This is a genomic window from Streptomyces sp. NPDC005533, assembly GCF_042871845.1.
Lineage (GTDB): Bacteria > Actinomycetota > Actinomycetes > Streptomycetales > Streptomycetaceae > Streptomyces.
The window spans coordinates 201,798-218,025 of sequence record NZ_JBIAJH010000004.1 but is presented as its reverse complement, the minus strand read 5'-3'; the positions used below and the strand labels follow the sequence as shown (position 1 = coordinate 218,025).

Annotated in this window: 12 protein-coding genes and 2 pseudogenes; 5 read left to right on the top strand and 9 right to left on the bottom strand. The window is 70.1% G+C overall.

Annotation, left to right across the window (positions count from 1 at the left end; all coding sequences use genetic code 11):
* Nucleotides 1-10 precede the first annotated feature (10 nt).
* Entirely contained in the window at nucleotides 11-595 is a 585-nt protein-coding gene (locus ACFYP3_RS06140; RefSeq protein WP_388827487.1) for a dihydrofolate reductase family protein, read from the bottom strand.
* 253 nt (nucleotides 596-848) lie between these two features.
* Between ACFYP3_RS06140 and ACFYP3_RS06135 the strand changes: the two genes are divergently transcribed.
* Nucleotides 849-3,329 (top strand): SpoIIE family protein phosphatase, encoded by a 2,481-nt coding sequence (locus ACFYP3_RS06135; RefSeq protein WP_388827484.1) that lies wholly within the window; start codon nucleotides 849-851, stop codon nucleotides 3,327-3,329.
* Here the strand turns inward: ACFYP3_RS06135 and ACFYP3_RS06130 are convergent.
* From ACFYP3_RS06130 to ACFYP3_RS06105, 6 genes and pseudogenes are all read right to left on the bottom strand, one after another.
* Nucleotides 3,230-3,755 (bottom strand): annotated as a pseudogene (locus ACFYP3_RS06130) (hypothetical protein). The gene ACFYP3_RS06135 and the pseudogene ACFYP3_RS06130 sit on opposite strands and share 100 nt — an antisense overlap.
* Before the next feature lie 507 nt (nucleotides 3,756-4,262).
* The gene (locus ACFYP3_RS06125; RefSeq protein WP_388827661.1) at nucleotides 4,263-4,715 is read right to left on the bottom strand and encodes an NUDIX hydrolase; all 453 of its coding nucleotides are present in this window, start codon (nucleotides 4,713-4,715) and stop codon (nucleotides 4,263-4,265) included.
* A 357-nt stretch (nucleotides 4,716-5,072) separates the two neighbouring features.
* On the bottom strand, nucleotides 5,073-5,633 hold the full coding sequence (locus tag ACFYP3_RS06120) for an endonuclease domain-containing protein (RefSeq protein WP_388827481.1): 561 nt from the start codon (nucleotides 5,631-5,633) through the stop codon (nucleotides 5,073-5,075).
* Between the two features lie 308 nt (nucleotides 5,634-5,941).
* Nucleotides 5,942-6,514 (bottom strand): hypothetical protein, encoded by a 573-nt coding sequence (locus ACFYP3_RS06115; protein WP_388827478.1) that lies wholly within the window; start codon nucleotides 6,512-6,514, stop codon nucleotides 5,942-5,944.
* Nucleotides 6,515-6,750: 236 nt separating this feature from the next.
* Nucleotides 6,751-7,413, bottom strand: coding sequence for a response regulator (locus ACFYP3_RS06110; protein ID WP_388827475.1), 663 nt, complete (start codon nucleotides 7,411-7,413; stop codon nucleotides 6,751-6,753).
* Nucleotides 7,388-8,557, bottom strand: coding sequence for a sensor histidine kinase (locus ACFYP3_RS06105; protein WP_388827472.1), 1,170 nt, complete (start codon nucleotides 8,555-8,557; stop codon nucleotides 7,388-7,390). The genes ACFYP3_RS06110 and ACFYP3_RS06105 overlap by 26 nt, the downstream gene beginning before the upstream one ends.
* 175 nt (nucleotides 8,558-8,732) lie before the next feature.
* Here ACFYP3_RS06105 and ACFYP3_RS06100 point away from each other — a divergent pair, with 175 nt between their 5' ends.
* From ACFYP3_RS06100 to ACFYP3_RS06085, 4 genes are all read left to right on the top strand, one after another.
* Entirely contained in the window at nucleotides 8,733-11,039 is a 2,307-nt protein-coding gene (locus ACFYP3_RS06100; protein WP_388827469.1) for an MMPL family transporter, read from the top strand.
* A 485-nt stretch (nucleotides 11,040-11,524) separates the two neighbouring features.
* The gene (locus ACFYP3_RS06095) at nucleotides 11,525-12,064 is read left to right on the top strand and encodes an ArsR/SmtB family transcription factor (protein WP_388827466.1); all 540 of its coding nucleotides are present in this window, start codon (nucleotides 11,525-11,527) and stop codon (nucleotides 12,062-12,064) included.
* On the top strand, nucleotides 12,061-13,347 hold the full coding sequence (locus ACFYP3_RS06090) for an MFS transporter (RefSeq protein WP_388827463.1): 1,287 nt from the start codon (nucleotides 12,061-12,063) through the stop codon (nucleotides 13,345-13,347). Before ACFYP3_RS06095 ends, ACFYP3_RS06090 begins: the two co-directional genes overlap by 4 nt.
* A gap of 60 nt (nucleotides 13,348-13,407) precedes the next feature.
* Nucleotides 13,408-13,734 carry a DUF6087 family protein gene (locus ACFYP3_RS06085; protein ID WP_388827461.1) on the top strand — a complete coding sequence of 109 codons (327 nt, stop codon included), beginning with the start codon at nucleotides 13,408-13,410 and terminating at the stop codon, nucleotides 13,732-13,734.
* 64 nt (nucleotides 13,735-13,798) lie between these two features.
* On the opposite strand, the pseudogene ACFYP3_RS06080 reads toward ACFYP3_RS06085, so the two are convergent.
* Nucleotides 13,799-13,999 (bottom strand): annotated as a pseudogene (locus ACFYP3_RS06080) (sugar nucleotide-binding protein); the annotation flags it as partial.
* A gap of 165 nt (nucleotides 14,000-14,164) precedes the next feature.
* A complete protein-coding gene (htpG, locus tag ACFYP3_RS06075) occupies nucleotides 14,165-16,099 on the bottom strand; it encodes a molecular chaperone HtpG (protein WP_388827459.1) in 1,935 nt (644 codons plus the stop codon).
* Nucleotides 16,100-16,228 lie beyond the last annotated feature (129 nt).

Here is a 16,228-nt window from a genome sequence, read left to right as displayed (position 1 = left end):
AGCAGTCCATCTACGTTTCATATACGCCGGCCGGGCGCGCCACGCGGTAGCGGACGTAGACGGCCTTCGACCTGAAGGTGCGGGTCTCGACGAGCTCGAGATCGACCCGGCGCTCGTCGTGGGCGAAGAACGGAACGCCACCGCCGATCAGCACCGGATAGACCACGGCCCGGTACTCGTCGATCAGCCCCGCCGCGGCCGCCTGGGCGGCGAGGGTCGCACCGCCGATCGCGATGTCGCCCTCCCCGGGTTCGGCCCGCAACCGCGCGATCTCGTCCGCCAGGCTGCCCGAGGCCAGGCGGGCACTGCCCCGCACCGTCGACAGCGTCGTGGAGAACACCACTTTCGGGAGCGGGTTCCAGAGCGAGGTCCACTCCCGTTCGGCGTCGCCGAGCGAGGGATCCTGGTCGGCGGTCTCCCAGTACAGCATCGTCTCGTAGAGCCGTCGTCCCATCAGGTGGACACCGACCTGCCGGATCTCGTCGATCCAGAAGCGGAAGACCTCCTCGTCGGGTGTCGTCCAGTCGATGCCGCCGTCCGGCCCGACGACGTAGCCGTCAAGGGAGACATTCATCGAGTAGGTAACGCTGCGCATCGGAAGTCCTCCTCGGGAACGGAATCCGACCATACGGCCGCCGGCAGCCGCAGCACCCGCCAGGCTCGCGGGACGGCGACCACGGCGGAGGCCGGCACGGACGGGGCGCACCCTCTGCCGACGCGCGGCGGCGCGGTGATACTGAAGGTAAGCCGACTGCTCGACCGCGGATCTCCGATCACTCCGGGTAGTCGCCGCGGCAATGCCGTCGCGCGTCCGTTCGGCAGGTCCGGCAGGTCGAAGGGTGGCAGCGATGCACGCACCGGCGCCGGGAGCGGGTGAGGTGCCCGAGGACCCGTTCGCGCTCCATAACTCCGCCTCGGCGGTGGTGGACGACCACGGCAGGATCGTCGGCTGGAGCGAGCGCGCACAGGAACACCTCGGCTACCCGCCCGAAGAGGTGTTGGGCCGCCTGGCCTGGGAATTCCTCTTCGATGCACGCGACCGTGAGGCGGTCCGGGACGCGGCGGCCGCCTGCGAGCGCGACCGGGGCTGGTCCGGCCTCCTGCCCGTCCTGCACCGCAGCGGGCGACGGGTGGAACTGGGCTTTCGCGCCCGCGCCGTCATCCGCGCCGGCGCCGCCCGCGAGTGGTTCCTCGTCGCCGCCCCGGCGGGGGAGGTGCTCCAATGGGAGACGGACCGGTCGGTCCTGGACGGTCTGTTCCGGCGCTCCCCGATCGGTCTGTCCGTCCACGCCCCCGATCTGAGCATCCTGCGGATCAACCGGGCGCTGGCCCGCTTCACGCAACTCCCCGCGGCGGAGATCCGCAGCCGAGGCATCGGCGACTTCCTCATCGGTCCGGACGTGGAGACCATCGAAACCCGGCTGCGACGGGTGCTGGAGACGGGAGCCCCCCTGATCTTCACCGAGCAGCCCTGCCGCCTGAGGAGTGACCCCTCCCACGAGCGGGTGGTCTCGGTGTCGGCGTTTCGGATGGAGGATCCCGTCGGCGGGATCCTCGGAGTCACCCAACTGGTGGAGGACGTCACCGACCGCTACCGGGCCCGGCGGCGGCTCGCCCTGCTCAACCGGGCGAGCGCCCGCATCGGAACCACACTGGACCTCGGCCGGACCACCCGGGAACTGGCCGACGTCGCCGTCCCCGACCTTGCGGACGCGGTCTCTGTGGATCTGCTCGAGTCGGTCGCCCGGGGCGACGAGAGCGCCGAGGAGACGACCGGACCGGTCCGCAGAATGGCCGTCCACTCGGTCACGGCAGAAGCGCTCGAGGTCATGTACCCCGCCGGCGAGGTCTTCCACTTCGACCCGCGTACCCCCCAGGCCAGGTGCCTCGCCGAGCAGCAGCCGATCCTCGAACCAGTGCTCCGGAGCAGCCCCGGGTGGTACTTCCAGGATCCGGAGCGCACCCGGCGCGCCTACGGTCTGCGCGCCCACTCACTGATCGTGGTACCGCTGACGGCCCGCGGTCTGCTCCTCGGCCTGCTCAGCCTGTGGCGCGCCGAGCGGCCCGAGCCGTTCGAGGAGGACGACCTCACGCTCGCAGAGGAATTCGCCGCGCGGGCCGCCCTGTGCATGGACAACGCCCGCCGCTACACCCAGCAGCACCAGGCCGCGTTGACCCTGCAACGCAGCCTGCTGCCGCAGGCGTTGCCCGAACACAGCGCGGTCGAGGTCGCCCACCTCTATCTGCCGGCCGATCCCGCCACCGGTGTCGGCGGCGACTGGTTCGACGTCATCCCGCTTTCCGGAGCGCGCGTCGCCCTCGTCGTCGGCGATGTCGTCGGCCATGGTCTGCACGCCGCGGCCACCATGGGCCGCCTGCGCACGGCCGTGCACACCCTGGCCAGCCTCGACTACGCCCCGGACGAGGTCCTCTCCCACCTGGACGACCTGGTCAACCGCCTGGCGGACGAGCAGGAGCCGGCCGAAGGACGCTCGCGGGGGCAGCAGATCGTCGGCGCCACCTGCCTGTACGCGGTCTACGACCCCACCTCCCGGCGCTGCACCCTGGCCCGGGCGGGTCACCTGCCCCCGGCCGTGGTGACCTCCGACGGCACGGTGAGCCTGCCCGACCTTCCCGAAGGGCCGCCGCTGGGACTGGGCGGACTTCCGTTCGAGTCCGCCGAGCTGGAACTCGCCGAGGGAAGCCTGCTGGCGCTGTACACGGACGGCCTGGTCGAGGCCCGTGGTCTCGACCTCGACGAGGGGCTCGAGCGGCTGCGAGAAGCCCTGTCCCGGCCCGGCCGCTCGCTGCCGGAAACCTGCGCGGACGTGCAGAGCGCCCTGCTGCCGGATCACCCCCCGGATGACGTCGCGCTGCTCCTCGCCCGCACCCGCGTGCTGGCACCGGAGCAGGTCGCCTCCTGGGAGCTTGCCGCGGAGCCGGCCGCCGCCGGCCGGGCACGGCACCTGACGGAGACCACACTGACCGGGTGGGGCCTGGAGGAGCTGGCCTTCACCGCGGAACTGGTCGTCAGCGAACTGGTCACCAACGCCTACCGGTACGGCGGCGGCTCGCCGTTGACCCTGCGGCTCGTCCGGGACCGCAGCCTGATCTGCGAGGTCTCCGACAGCAGCAGCACCGCTCCGCACCTACGACGGGCCCGCACCACCGATGAGGGCGGCCGCGGCCTGTTCCTGGTGGCACAGCTCACCGAACGATGGGGCACCCGCTACACCCGGGACGGCAAGACGGTCTGGACGGAATTCCCCCTCGCCGCACCAGCGGAGGGACACTCCGCGGCCACGGCGGACCTCGCGTGGAACGGGTGACCCGGGTCCTGGCCACTCCCCGCAGCGGGACGGCGTCGAGCTGCCTTTCGAGTGCCGCCGGCGTCCGGTAGCAGGTCATCACCGGGGCGATCAAGGCGCTCGGCTCGCGGCCCTCGCGGATGGCGGCCGACGTCGACCCCGCTGACGTCGATCGGCTCTTCCGCGCGATGTAGGTGCCGGTGTCGCGGATGGAGCGGAAGGACGTGCCGAGCGTCGTTGTTGAACGACAGCGACAGAGTGCAGATGGCGCCGCTTTCCGCGCGCAGTCGGATCGACATGTCCATCGCGATGCCGAGCTCGGGATGGATCGGGCCCCGGACCGCGTTGGCCCGCGGCGTGGTGCCACAGCAGGTGGTCGGACCAGGAGCGCGGCCGGCCCGCGGTGTTGCGGTTCGTGCGGCGGAAGAAGCAGGTCTGCACGTCCATCTGCCGGATGCGGTAGTCCCCGGCCCGGACCTGCCGTCGTACCACTGGTGGCTCGGGTTGAAGCGTCGCGTGTGTCCCACCACCGCGACCAGTCCGGTGCGCTGCTGCGCTTCCGGGCACGCCTCGGCATCCGCCCACGAGGCGGCCGGCGGGATCTCGGTCTGGACGTGCTTGCCCGCTTCGAGGCAGGCCGGTGTCTGCGCGGCGTGCAGTCGATGTCGTCCATCGCCAGCACCTCCTGCAACGTCGCGACGCCACAGCCGACGCCTTGTTCCGCGGCAATGACATCGCGCAGGCCCGCGAAGACTGGATGGCGAGCCCTGGTCCGTCTAGCCCTCCACCTAGCACCTGCGGGACGAGAGTCTTCCCCTACCGGGTTGCGCTCTCGCAACCACACCTCGGCTCACTCCCTGCAGTTCGAGGCCCGTCGCAACCCCAGGATCCAGTTCAAGTCCCCGACGTTCAGAGGTGGTCAAACAGCAGCGAATCGCGTCCTGGTAGCCGCAGTCAAGATCGAAGGGCAACGTCCAGGTATCGCTGAACCGGCTCGAAGAGTCCGTACGGGATGTATCGCGGGATCTCCGCCAGGGTCGCCCACCCGACCTCGGCGATTTCATCAGCGTCCGCCACGTGCGCGGTCCCGCCGACTACCTCGCAGGCCGTGTACGACACTTGCCGACCGGTGATCGGGTGGACGCGCTCGCCCAGCTGACGAACGGCGGCCACGTCCAGGCCGGCCTCCTCCTTTGTCTCGCGGATGGCGGCCTCCTCGAAGGACTCACCCGGTTCGACCTTTCCTGCCGGGAACTGCCATGAGAGTTGGCCCTGTGCAACCCGTCGCCGTACGAGCAGTACTCGGCGTTCATGAACCACAACGGCTCCGGCAACCGGACGTTCAGGACCAGCATTGCCAGTCGGCGACGGCTCGCGGTCACTCACGGCATCATCCTCGAAAAGCATTTCTTCCACCGCGGCCGGCGGCGCCGCTGCGGCCTGCTGTGCACGTTCGAACTCGAGCTGCCACGCTCGCGCATCGGTGTAAGCGACGTGGGCCATGCTGCCCGGACACAGGACCAATGCCCGGGGCTCGATCTTGTGGTCCTTGACCGATCCGTAGCCGATCCGTTTGGTAGGCAGCAAGGCGTGCGGTACGGAACAGGAAGGGCATGGAGCCTTCGGAAGGGTCGCCATGTCACCAGGATGGCCTCATGAGTCACGGTGGGACAGGGAGCGCATGAGCGCGCACTGCGGCACGCAAAGAGCACGCCTCCCCACAGCCCAAGTGGCGGCGGGGCCTCAGCGATGGAAGGCTCCCGACTACCTCACGTACCCGTGCTCGACCACCTCCGCATCGTGTATGAAGGCCCAGGAGGTGGGCAGGTAGGCGTCGTCGCGGCCGCGGATGACACGGGCTTCTGGGCGGCGCGCCGGCGGGTTGACCAGGTAGGCGTCGATGTCCGGGATCGCAAAGCCGGCGCCGCGACGGCGCTTGCGCTCATACGGCGCCAGCTCGTTCAGGTTGCACGGGCGGCAGAGGATCCCGCGAACGCAGCAACGGTTGCTGGAGCCCTTCAAGCCGCAGCAGTGGTGGTCGTGATCGATCTGCCAGGGGCGTGGTTCGACGTGAGGGATGCCGCCGTCGCAGGGCTCCTCATTGTCCCCGCAGAGGGCGCACCGGAAATTCTGCGCGCGCCAGATGGCGTTGTAGCGGGGGATGGTGAGCCCGTACTTCTCGATGCCCCGGCGCTGCCGGTAGCACCCTCGGCACTCACGGCCCTGCACCAGGCGGGCTGCCCATGCCCCACAGTTGCAGAACGCACCGTCCCCCTCGAGCTCGATCCGCGTCATGATCTGCTCGATCTCCTCCGAGTAAGCCATGCCGGGATCTTAGAGCTCGCCGCTGACAGCGCCTCCGTCGTCGGCTCGTACTGCGCGCGCTGCATGGCAGAACTGCCTGCAACCACTCACGGAGTGTTCTTTGGTTCGCTGCCGAAGCCAGCGCGCCAGCAAGCAACAGGGCACCACGCGACGGTCCGTTGCAGCGACCCCTTCTCGGCACCCTCGGTGACACACAGTGCGCCGATCTTGTGACGCACACTGCACCGCAGGACTCTGCCGCGAATTTCTCCTGTCGGGGTAAGGCGGCGGTTCGCGTCAGCATGGCGTCTCCCGTCGGGTCGGGCGGGTCAGATTGATTCAAAGGTCCAGATCAGGGCGACTTCTGTGTCGTTGACCGCGATCAAGCCTGCGTCCCAACGGCTTCGGCTGAACGGACTGGTCGCGTTGACCGGCTGCTCGTAGAAGTTCGGCGCCTCGCCCTCCCAGCCGACGTTGGAGTAGAAGCGGGTGCCGGGCGGAAACCGTGAGAGCAAGAGCAGGGCGCGACGCTCCATCTCTGGCCGACGCTCCTCGAAATCCCATGTCTTCGACGCGTTCATGCCGACGATTGCAAGAAGGACCAGCAGGGACTTGGCCGACGAACGTGGCAGCTCATCGACTGAGTGCCGGAACCGGGCCACGTCGGCCGGGTGGGTGGGGGGCTCGGTCCAGGCGAACGTCTCGACCTCGCGGTCGACTTCCTCCTCGTAGGGATCGAGTGACGCCCAACCCCGAGGATCAGAGGTTCCACCACGCATGATCGCTGCAACGTCGAACCACCATTCCGCGTGCTCGCGGGCGGCGACGGTCGCAAATGCCCAGCGGTCCTCGTACAGTCCTAGTCCGTCTGCCCAGCCTTGCGCAGTGAGGTCGTGCATCATTCGCTCCACTATCCAGGCATCGAATTGACGACGACGGAGGGCGGGTTGGGGGTTCGGGTCGTACTCGCACTCACTGTGCCAGCGGCCTGCGCAATGGTGGATGACGATTCTTTTCTGCCAGTTGCACACGACGCCGGGTGAGGGCGACAGCCGGTGACGCGCGTGATCGCAGCGCTGCGTAGTCCGGGCCGGGGACATGGCCCGGCGCCCAGCTCCCGGCGTCCCGGTGGACCGGCTCAGGTTGCGGGGAGGATGCGGCGCGTTTCGTAGGCCCACATCGCGATCTCTACCCGATTGCGGGCGTGGAGTTTCGCCATCAGGCTGGCCAGGTGCGTCTTCACCGTGCTGAGGCTGATGTGCAGCGCATCGGCGATCTCGGTGTTGGTCAGCCCGCGAGCGACGGCGAGGAGCACCTGCTCCTCGCGGGCGGTGACGGGGGAGACCGGCTGAGCCGCGGGCCGGCCGGCGGGCAGGTCCGCGAAGGCCTGGAGCAGGCGGATGGTGACGCTGGGCGCGATGAGCGCCTCACCGTCGGATGCCGACCGTACGGCCTGCGCCAGCAGGTCCGGCCCCGTGTCCTTGAGGAGGAATCCGCGGGCGCCGGCACGCAGTGAGCCGTAGACGTACTCGTCGAGGTCGAACGTGGTGATGACGACCACGGCCAGCGGGTCGGCGACGCCCGGGCCGGCGATCAGCCGGGTGGCCTCGAGCCCGTCGAGTTCGGGCATGCGGATGTCGAACAGGCAGACATCGGGGCGCAGTTCGCGGGCCAGGCGCACCGCCTGCCGTCCGTCGGCGGCCTCGCCGACCACCTCGATGCCGGGCTGGGCGTTCAGTATGATGCGCAGCCCGGTGCGGATGATGGTCTGGTCGTCAGCGACGAGGACACGAATGGCCATCGCTCTCCCTCCTCGCTCTCGGCAGCTCGGCTTCGACATGCCAGCCCTCGTCGGCGCCTGGGCCGGCTCGTAGTGTGCCGCCCAGCAGGCCCGCGCGCTCGCGCAGTCCGGCAAGTCCGTATCCGTCGCGACCTCGGCCGGTGCGTTGACCGTTGTCCCGCACACTCACCCGTACCGTGCGCCGTTCCGCGGTCACGCGCACGACGACCTCGGTCGCGCCGACCGCGTGGCGCATCGCGTTGGTCACCGACTCCTGCACGATGCGGTAGACGGCCGCGTCCACGGCCGGGGGCAGCGCGTCCAGCTCACCGTCGAGCCCCAGGTCGACCCTGAGACGACCACCCGGCGCGCGCACCAGGCGCTCCAGGTCCGCCACGCCGGCAGGTGGGGCCAGTTCGGCGCCGACCCCGCGGTCGCGCAGCGCGGCGACCATGGCTCGCATTTCCTCGAGCGTGCGCGCCCCTTCCTCCTCGACCCCCTCCAGAGCCTCGACGGCGGCGGACGGGTCGGTGCCCGCGAGCACCCGGCCGGCCTGGGCGCGGATCACGATGGCCGACACGTGGTGGGCCACCGTGTCGTGCAGTTCCCGGGCGAGCCGCTCACGCTCGCGGGAGCGCACCTGCTCCCACTCCCGCTCGCGCGCGGCCACCCGGAACCGTACGGCAGCCCCGATCAAGCCGGGCAGCAGCAGGAAGACGAGGCCCGCGAGCCGTTCGACGGCCGGTGTCCCGTCCGGGACGCACAGCGCGTAGGCAGCGAGGATCACGGCGCTGCCCAGTACGATCTCCCGTCCCGATCCCCACCGGGGCAGCGCGTACACCAGCACGAGGACGACGGTTCCCGCGTGCAGGCCGACCTGCTCGTGCGGCGCGGCGACGAGCGACGCCACCTGGAGCAGGATCACCGAGCCGAACCCCAGCGTGACCATCGCCAGCGGGCGGGTCCGGCGCCACAGGGGCAGCAGGCACAGCCATACGGCGAACACCACCGCCACCGGTCGCCACACGACGTCCTCGCGCAGGGTGGCCTCCAGCACCACGACGCCCAGGCCCGCGGCGAGCAGCACCCAGTCCCTCCGCACCCGGGCGGGTGCGGAGGGCGGCGGGGGCTCGGTCCACAGGGTTCGCAGCTCGTCTCGCAGCACGGTTCCCAGCCTAGGGACCGCGCAGTGTCGCGCATCGGCCGAAAGGACGGGGTGTCACTCCGACTTGAGGCCGACGGATCCGCGGCCCGCGGGCCGATGCCGCAGAACGCCCTGGGGACGAACCTCGGCATCGGCGGCCGTACACGAACGGCCGACGAGGTGGTTGGAGGACCCGATGCTCTCGAAAGCCCTGTTGCGCCTGGGCACAGGCGCCGCCCGCCATCCCTGGCGGGTGATCGCGGCTTGGCTGCTCGCCGCCATGCTCGCCGTCCTCGCCGCCCTCGCCTTCGGCGGGCGGACCGCGGACTCGATGACCGCTCCGGGTCTGGACTCCCAACGGGCCGCGGAACTGATCGCGCGGGCCCACACGGGTCAGGAGGGTATGACCGCCCAGATCGTCGTCACTCCCCGCGAGGGTGGTACGACCTTCTTCGACAGCCACAGCGGCAGCGCGCGTACCGCTCTCACGCGGCTGCAGACCGAGGTGCAGCGGCTGCCGCACGTGCTCGGCACGAACGACCCCGCGCAGGCACTCGACGCAGACCGGGACACCGCCGTGCGCAGCGGACTTGTCTCAGCCGACGGACGGATCGCGGTCGTCCGGGTGCAGTACCCCGACCAGAGCCGCCTGTCGGCCGAGGATCTCGACGCCCTCGTCGATCTCGGCGAGCGGCTGCGCGCCGAGCTGCCCCTGCGGATCGAGATGGGAGGCAGCCTCTTCTACGCCTTCTCCGATCCCGACGGCGGCGCCAGCGAGTTGATCGGGCTCCTTGCCGCCGCCGCGATCCTGTTCCTGGCGTTCGGTTCGCTCGTCGCCGCCGCGCTCCCGATCGGCATGGCGGTCTTCGGGCTGACCGTCGGCGTTGCCACGATGACGGTACTGGCGGGGGTGACGGACGTCCCCACCTTCGCACCGGTCCTGGGCAGCATGGTCGGGCTCGGAGTGGGCATCGACTACGCGCTGTTCGTGCTCGCCGGACACCGGGAGTACCTCGCGCGCGGCCTAGCGCCACACGAGGCAGCCGGACGGGCGGTGGCAACGGCGGGGCGGCCCGTGGTCTTCGCCGGCGGCACCGTCGTCGTATCGATCCTCGGCATGGCGGTCGCGAACGTGCCGTTCATGACGGTGGGCGGCCTGGCAGTCTCGATCGTCGTCCTGACCATGGTGCTCGCGTCGGTGACGCTCCTGCCGGCCTTCCTCGGCGCGGCCGGCCCGCGACTGGGGCAAGCCGGCCGCATCGTCCGGATCGTCCGGGCGCTCAAGGCCAGGCCGTCGGGCCGAAGCGACCGACGGCGGGACCCGGCGGCGGGCGCCGCCCCCGCCGCCGGGTGGCGGCGCTGGATCGGCCACGTCAGCCGGCACCCGGTGCCGTACGCGGTCGGCGCGGCGGGGTTGCTGCTGACCGCGACGCTGCCCTTGCTCGGCCTGCGCGTCGGCCTGCCCGACGACGGCTCACTGCCGCCGAGCCGTACGGAACGCCGCGCCTACGACCTCGTCGCCGAGGGGTTCGGCCCGGGGACCAACGGTCCCCTCGTCATCGCCGCGGACCCGTCCGGCGATCGGGGAGTGGTGGACCGTCTCGTCACCACGGTCGCGGCGGATCCGGGCATCGCATCCGTCGCGCCGGCCCACATCGATCGGGCCACCGGCATCGCGACCCTCGTGGTGTTCCCGACCACCAGCCCTCAGGACAAGGCCACCGCCGACACCATCGCCCGGCTGCGCACCGAGGTGCTGCCCACGGCGATCGGGGAGGGCCCGGCCAGGGCGTACGTCGGCGGCGCCGCCGCGAGCCTGTCCGACGTCGGCCAACGCACCAGCCAGCGCCTGCCGGTGTTCATCGCCGCCGTGCTGGCGCTCTCGTTCCTCCTCCTGCTGCTGGTCTTCCGGTCAGTCGTCGTACCGCTCAAGGCGGTGCTGCTGAACCTGCTGAGCATCGGCGCGGCCTACGGGATCATGGTCGCGGTCTTCCAGTGGGGCTGGGGAAGCACGCTCATCGGACTGGAAGCGACGGTTCCGGTCGTGTCGTTCATCCCGATGTTCCTCTTCGCCATCCTGTTCGGCCTGTCGATGGACTACGAGGTGTTCCTCCTCGCGCGCGTCCGGGAGGAGTACGTGCGCACCGGCGACAACAGCGCGGCGATCGTGGAGGGCGTCTCCGGCACCGCGCGGATCATCACGTCGGCCGCCCTCATCATGGTGGCGGTCTTCCTGTCCTTCGCCGTGGCCGAGGAGCCCTCCGCCAAGATGTTCGGGCTCGGCCTGGCCACCGCGATCTTCATCGACGCCACGGTCGTACGTATGGTCCTGGTACCGGCGACCATGACACTCCTCGGCCGGGCCAACTGGTGGCTGCCCACGTGGTTGGACCGGCTGCTTCCCCGAGGCTCGGTCGCCATCGAATCTGCCGCCGCCGCCGATTCCGATGCCGACGCGACATCCACGGGCGAGGCTCCTCGTCCAGGGCTGGTCGAGAGTTGACCCGCTTGCCTCCGGCCCCGGGTGGGGGCCGGAGGCAGTCGGGTCGCCGCGGCGGACGACCCCCGACCCCTCCTGGCCGTCGCCCGCGGGCCCCAGGAAGCGCCTGCGACGGTCGCTGGCGAGGTGAGGCCCAGCGCGGGGTTGTCCTTGCCGTCGCGCGTGTGGTTGAGCCAGCGTTCGTACCAGCTCAGGAAGTCCCTCGCCGAGGAGACGGAACGGTCGCGTGCCGGAAGCCGTCGGCGTTGCCGGTGACGATGCGCCCGGTGAGGGGCCCGGTCACGCCGCTGAGCCTGGTACGGCACCCTCGCCAACTTGGTGCGTATCCGCGATCCGCGATACGCGGGAGTCCATCGGAGGGTCTCTTCTCTGGTCTGCCGTCACTCTACCGGGCCGAGGTGAGACGCCTCCGGACGTCCGGACGGCCGAATCCGGACGTCCGAAAAACTCCCTTGCCCAATGGTCAAGAAACGTTGACCATTGCTCGTATGCCTACCGATGGTCTTCCCGAGACGTTTCACGTCACCACGGACGAGCAGCTTCGCGCCGTCTCCAATCTCACGCGTCACCGGATCATGGCCGTGCTCCGCTTCGAGCCGGCCACGATCACGCAGATCGCCGAGCGCGTGGGCCTCGCGAAGGGGAGTTCCAGCTACCACGTGCGGCTCCTGGAGCGGGCCGGCCTGGTCAAGGTGGTACGGACGCGGAAGGTCCGCGGGGTCACCGAGCGGTACTACGCGATGGCCGCCCGCTCGATCGAGCTGCCGGATCCGGGCGACGGAGGGCCGGACGTGCTGATGCGGCACGCGGTGGCGGACCTGGAGGCATCGCCGGCGGACGGCGAGCGGCACGTACGAATGGCGCATCTGCGGCTCACCGAGGAGCAGTTCGCGGAACTGGGGGAGCGACTGCACGCACTGGCCGAGGAGTACCGGGAGCTGTCCGATCCGTCGCTGCCGGACGCGTCGCTCGTCTTCGCCCTGTTCCACCCGGCACCGCGCAAGCAGAACGAAGGAGACGCCAAGTGACCTCAGACGTACGGAAGTTGCCGATCGGGTTCGGACGGCTGTGGACTGCGCAGACGGTGTCCTCGCTCGGTGACGGCGTGACGCATGCCGCGCTGCCGCTGCTCGCGTTGACGTTGACGCGGGATCCGTTGGCGCTCGCCGTCGTCACGGCCGCCGGAACGCTGCCGTGGCTGCTCTTCGGGGTGCTCGGCGGTGCGCTGGTGGACCGCTGGGACCGTCGGCGCACGATGTGGGTCACGGACGCGGCGCGTGCGGTGCTGCTCGTGTTACCGGCAGCTGCGGCCGCGCTCGACGGCTTGAGCATCCCGCTGCTCGCGGCCGTCGCCTTCCTCCTCGGACTCGGCGGACTCTTCTTCGACACGGCCGCCACGGCCTACCTGCCGGATCTGCTCGGCCGCGACCCCGCACTCCTGGAGCGGGCCAACTCCCGCCTGCGCGGCACCCAGACGGCCGCGTCCGGCTTCGCCGGGCCGCCCGCGGGCAGTGCCCTGCTCGCGCTCGGGCGGGCGGTTCCGCTGCTCGCCGACGCGGTCTCTTTCGCGCTCTCCGCCGTGCTCGTACGGTCCCTGCCCGCCGCACCCCGGCCCGTACCGCAGGCCCGCGAGTCGCTGCTTCTCCAGGCGCGGGCCGGAGCCTCGTACGTCTTCCGGGACCGGCTGCTGCTCGGGCTCGCGCTGCGTCCGGCGGTCGGAAACATCGCCTTCCTCGCCGTGGAGACCGTACTGGCCCTCTTCGCGCACGATCGTCTCGGCATCGACACCTTCGGATTCGGCCTGCTCCTCACGGCGGAGGCCACCGGCGGTCTCCTCGGCGCGGGCATCGCCTCCTTCCTCGGCCGACGACTCGGCACCGGCACCGCGCTGACCTGCACGGCCGCGGTCGAGGGACTCGCCATCCTGGGCCTTGCCGCCGCCCCGAACCCGTACGTCGCCGGCCTCGCGCTCGCCGTCTGCGGAGCGGGCATGGGCGCCACGATGGTGCTCGGCCCCTCCCTCCGACAGGCGATCGTCCCCGCCCACCTGATGGGCCGGGTCGCCTCCACCTCCCGCATGCTCGCCATGTGCGCCGCCCCCGTCGGCGCCTTCCTCGGCGGCTGGCTGGCCACCACCTACGACATCCGCACCCCGCTCTACACCGCCGCCGGCCTCCTCCTCACCATGACCGCCGTCACCGCGACCATGACCAGCAACCGCCGGGTCGAAGCGGCGCTAAATGCCGCCGCTCGCGCCGAGGAACCGGATCAGCCGAAGCCCACGGCTCCCGTCCAGGAACACGCCAGTTAGGACGTTTACCCCCGTGGCCCAAGGCGGCGGTGCGGGTAGCAGATGCGCCACGATGCTGCGATGGACGACGAGGAGCCGCTGGAGGAGTGGGCGCGCCGACGCGATGAGCGTCGGTCCGAGACCAAGGGGAAGCTGCGCGCCGTGCCGATCGGCGGCGGCCCCCACCGCGGAACGCACGTTGACCCGGGATCTCCGAGAGTGGTCGAAGTATGGACCGGGGAGGCATGGGAGCCGGTGTGTCTGGTCGAGAACCTGATCGCTGCCAAGGCTTTGCTCTACCCGCCTCAGCCTGTCGGCGATAAGCCCGCCGAGTGGGATCGTCCGCCTCTGGGCAAGGGAAGGGGGCGTCACAGGAAGCCGACTGCGGCGGAGGAGCGGGAACAGTAGAGCCGCCGGCACCTGGCTGGTCCGCCGGTGTCACCGCTCGCCGAGAAACTTCCTGGCGCCGTGGAGCCTGACGCCCAGCCCGTGTGGCAAGCCGCACGGCAGTCTCGCCGGCGGCCTTCGCGGCCCCGTACGGACTGATCGGATCCGGAGCGCAGGTCTCGTCGTACCGGGCCCTGCCGATGCCGGAGAACACGGCGTCGGAGGAGACGTGCAAGAGGCGGATCCTGGGCTTCGCAGCGCCATGGCGACGCGATGACGCGAACATCGCCTCGCACCATGACGACCGGCCGCCGACTGCCGCGTACGGAGGGCACGGTCGAGTTTCTGAACGCCGTCGCGAGGACGTCGACCCCGGTCTCACCCGCCTGCTCCGGCACCCACAACGGGGCGCCGGACAGGCGGGTTCATCTGGGCCGGGCTGCGTGCGTGGCTACAGGGTGCGGGTCAGGTGATCGGTGAGCAGGCGGGTGAAGCGGGCCGGGTCGGGCAGGTCGCCTCCTTCGGCGAGCAGGGCGCTGCCGTAGATCAGCTCGGCGATCTCGGTCAACGCGGGTTCGTCGGTGCCTGCGTGGTGGGCGGTGCGCAGAGAGGTGATCAGCGGGTGTGTGGGGTTGAGTTCCAGGATGCGCTTGACGGCGGGCATCTGCTGGCCCATGGCCCGGTACATCTTCTCCAGGGTGGGTGTCACGTCATGGGCGTCGCCGACGATGCAGGCTGCCGAGGTGGTCAGGCGGGACGACAGGCGTACCTGCTTGACGTGGTCGGACAGCGTGGTGGTCAGCCAGGGCAGCAGGGCGGCGAAGTCCTGCTCGCGCTGGGCCTTGTCGGCGTCGGTCTCCTTCTCGTCGCCTGCGGACTCGTCGAGGTCGACCTGCCCCTTGGCGATGGACTGCAGACGGTGGCCGTCGAAGGCGGGGACCTGGTCGACCCACACCTCGTCGATGGGGTCGGTGAGGATCAGGACCTCGTAGCCCTTCGCGGCGAAGGCCTCCATGTGCGGGGAGTTCTCCACCATGGCGCGGGTCTCGCCGGTCAGGTAGTAGATGGTGTCCTGGCCGTCCTTCATGCGCTCGACGTACTCGCGCAGCGTGGTGGTCTTCTCCGGGTCGTGGGTGGAGGCTGCCGACACCAGCTCCAGCAGGGTCTCGGTGTTGTCCGTGTCCTCGAGGAGGCCTTCCTTCAGTGCCCGGCCGAACTGGGCCCAGACCTTCGTGTAGCGCTCGGCGTCCTTGGCCTGCATGTCCTTGATGGCGCCGAGTACCTTCTTGACCAGGCGTCGGCGTACTCCGCGGATCTGGCGGTCGTGCTGGAGGAGCTCGCGTGAGACGTTCAGCGACAGGTCGTGGGCGTCCACGACACCCTTGACGAAGCGCAGATAGTTGGGCATGAGCGCTTCGCAGTCGTCCATGATGAACACCCGCTTGACGTACAGCTGTACGCCACGCTTGGTCTCACGGGAGAACAGGTCGAAGGGCGCCTGGGAGGGGATGAACAGCAGCGCCTCGTACTCGAAGGTGCCCTCGGCGCGCATGTGGATGGTCTCGGCCGGCTCGAGCCAGTCGTGGCTGATCTGCTGGTAGAACTCGTTGTACTCGTCCTGGCTGACCTCGGCGCGCGGTCGGGCCCACAGTGCCTTCATCGAGTTGAGCGTATCGACGCCGGACGAGGCGGAGCCGTCGACCTCGGTGGGCTCGGTGGGCTCGGTGGGCTCGGTGGCCATCCGGATGGGCCAGCGGATGAAGTCCGAGTGCTGCTTGACGATCTGACGGATCTTCGACGCGGACAGGTAGTCGGCGAGCCCGTCCTCGCTGTCGACGGGCTTGAGGTGCAGGGTCACCGACGTGCCGACGGGGAGGTCGTCGACGGCCTGGATCGTGTAGGAGCCCTCGCCGTCGGACTCCCACTGGGTACCGGAGTCGGTACCGGCCCGCCGGGTGCGGACGGTGACCCTGTCGGCGACCATGAACGCCGAGTAGAAGCCGACGCCGAACTGCCCGATCAGGTTCTCGGCGGTGGCGGCGTCCTTGGAGTCCTTGATCTTTTCCAGCAGGTCGGCGGTGCCGGACTTGGCGATCGTGCCGATCAGTTCCACGAGCTCGTCGCGGCTCATGCCGATTCCGTTGTCGCGGATGGTCAGCGTGCGGGCGTCTTTGTCGATGTCCAGCCGGATGTGCAGGTCGCTGGTGTCGGCTGCGTCGAGGCTGCCGGTCAGCGATTCCAGCCGCAGCTTGTCCAGGGCGTCGGAAGCGTTCGAGATCAGCTCGCGCAGGAAGATGTCCTTGTTCGAGTAGATCGAGTGAATCACCAGTCGGAGCAACTGGCGGGTCTCGGCCTGGAAATCCAGCGTCTCGACAGTGCTGGCCATGCGGGGTCCTTTCAACGGAAGGTCAGATACAGAGGGGGTCAGATACGGATGGGGTCAGGTACGGAGGGCACTCGGGCACAGGGCCGTCATCGGCGCGACGCCGAAGGCGGAATGAACCGCCTCCGCATG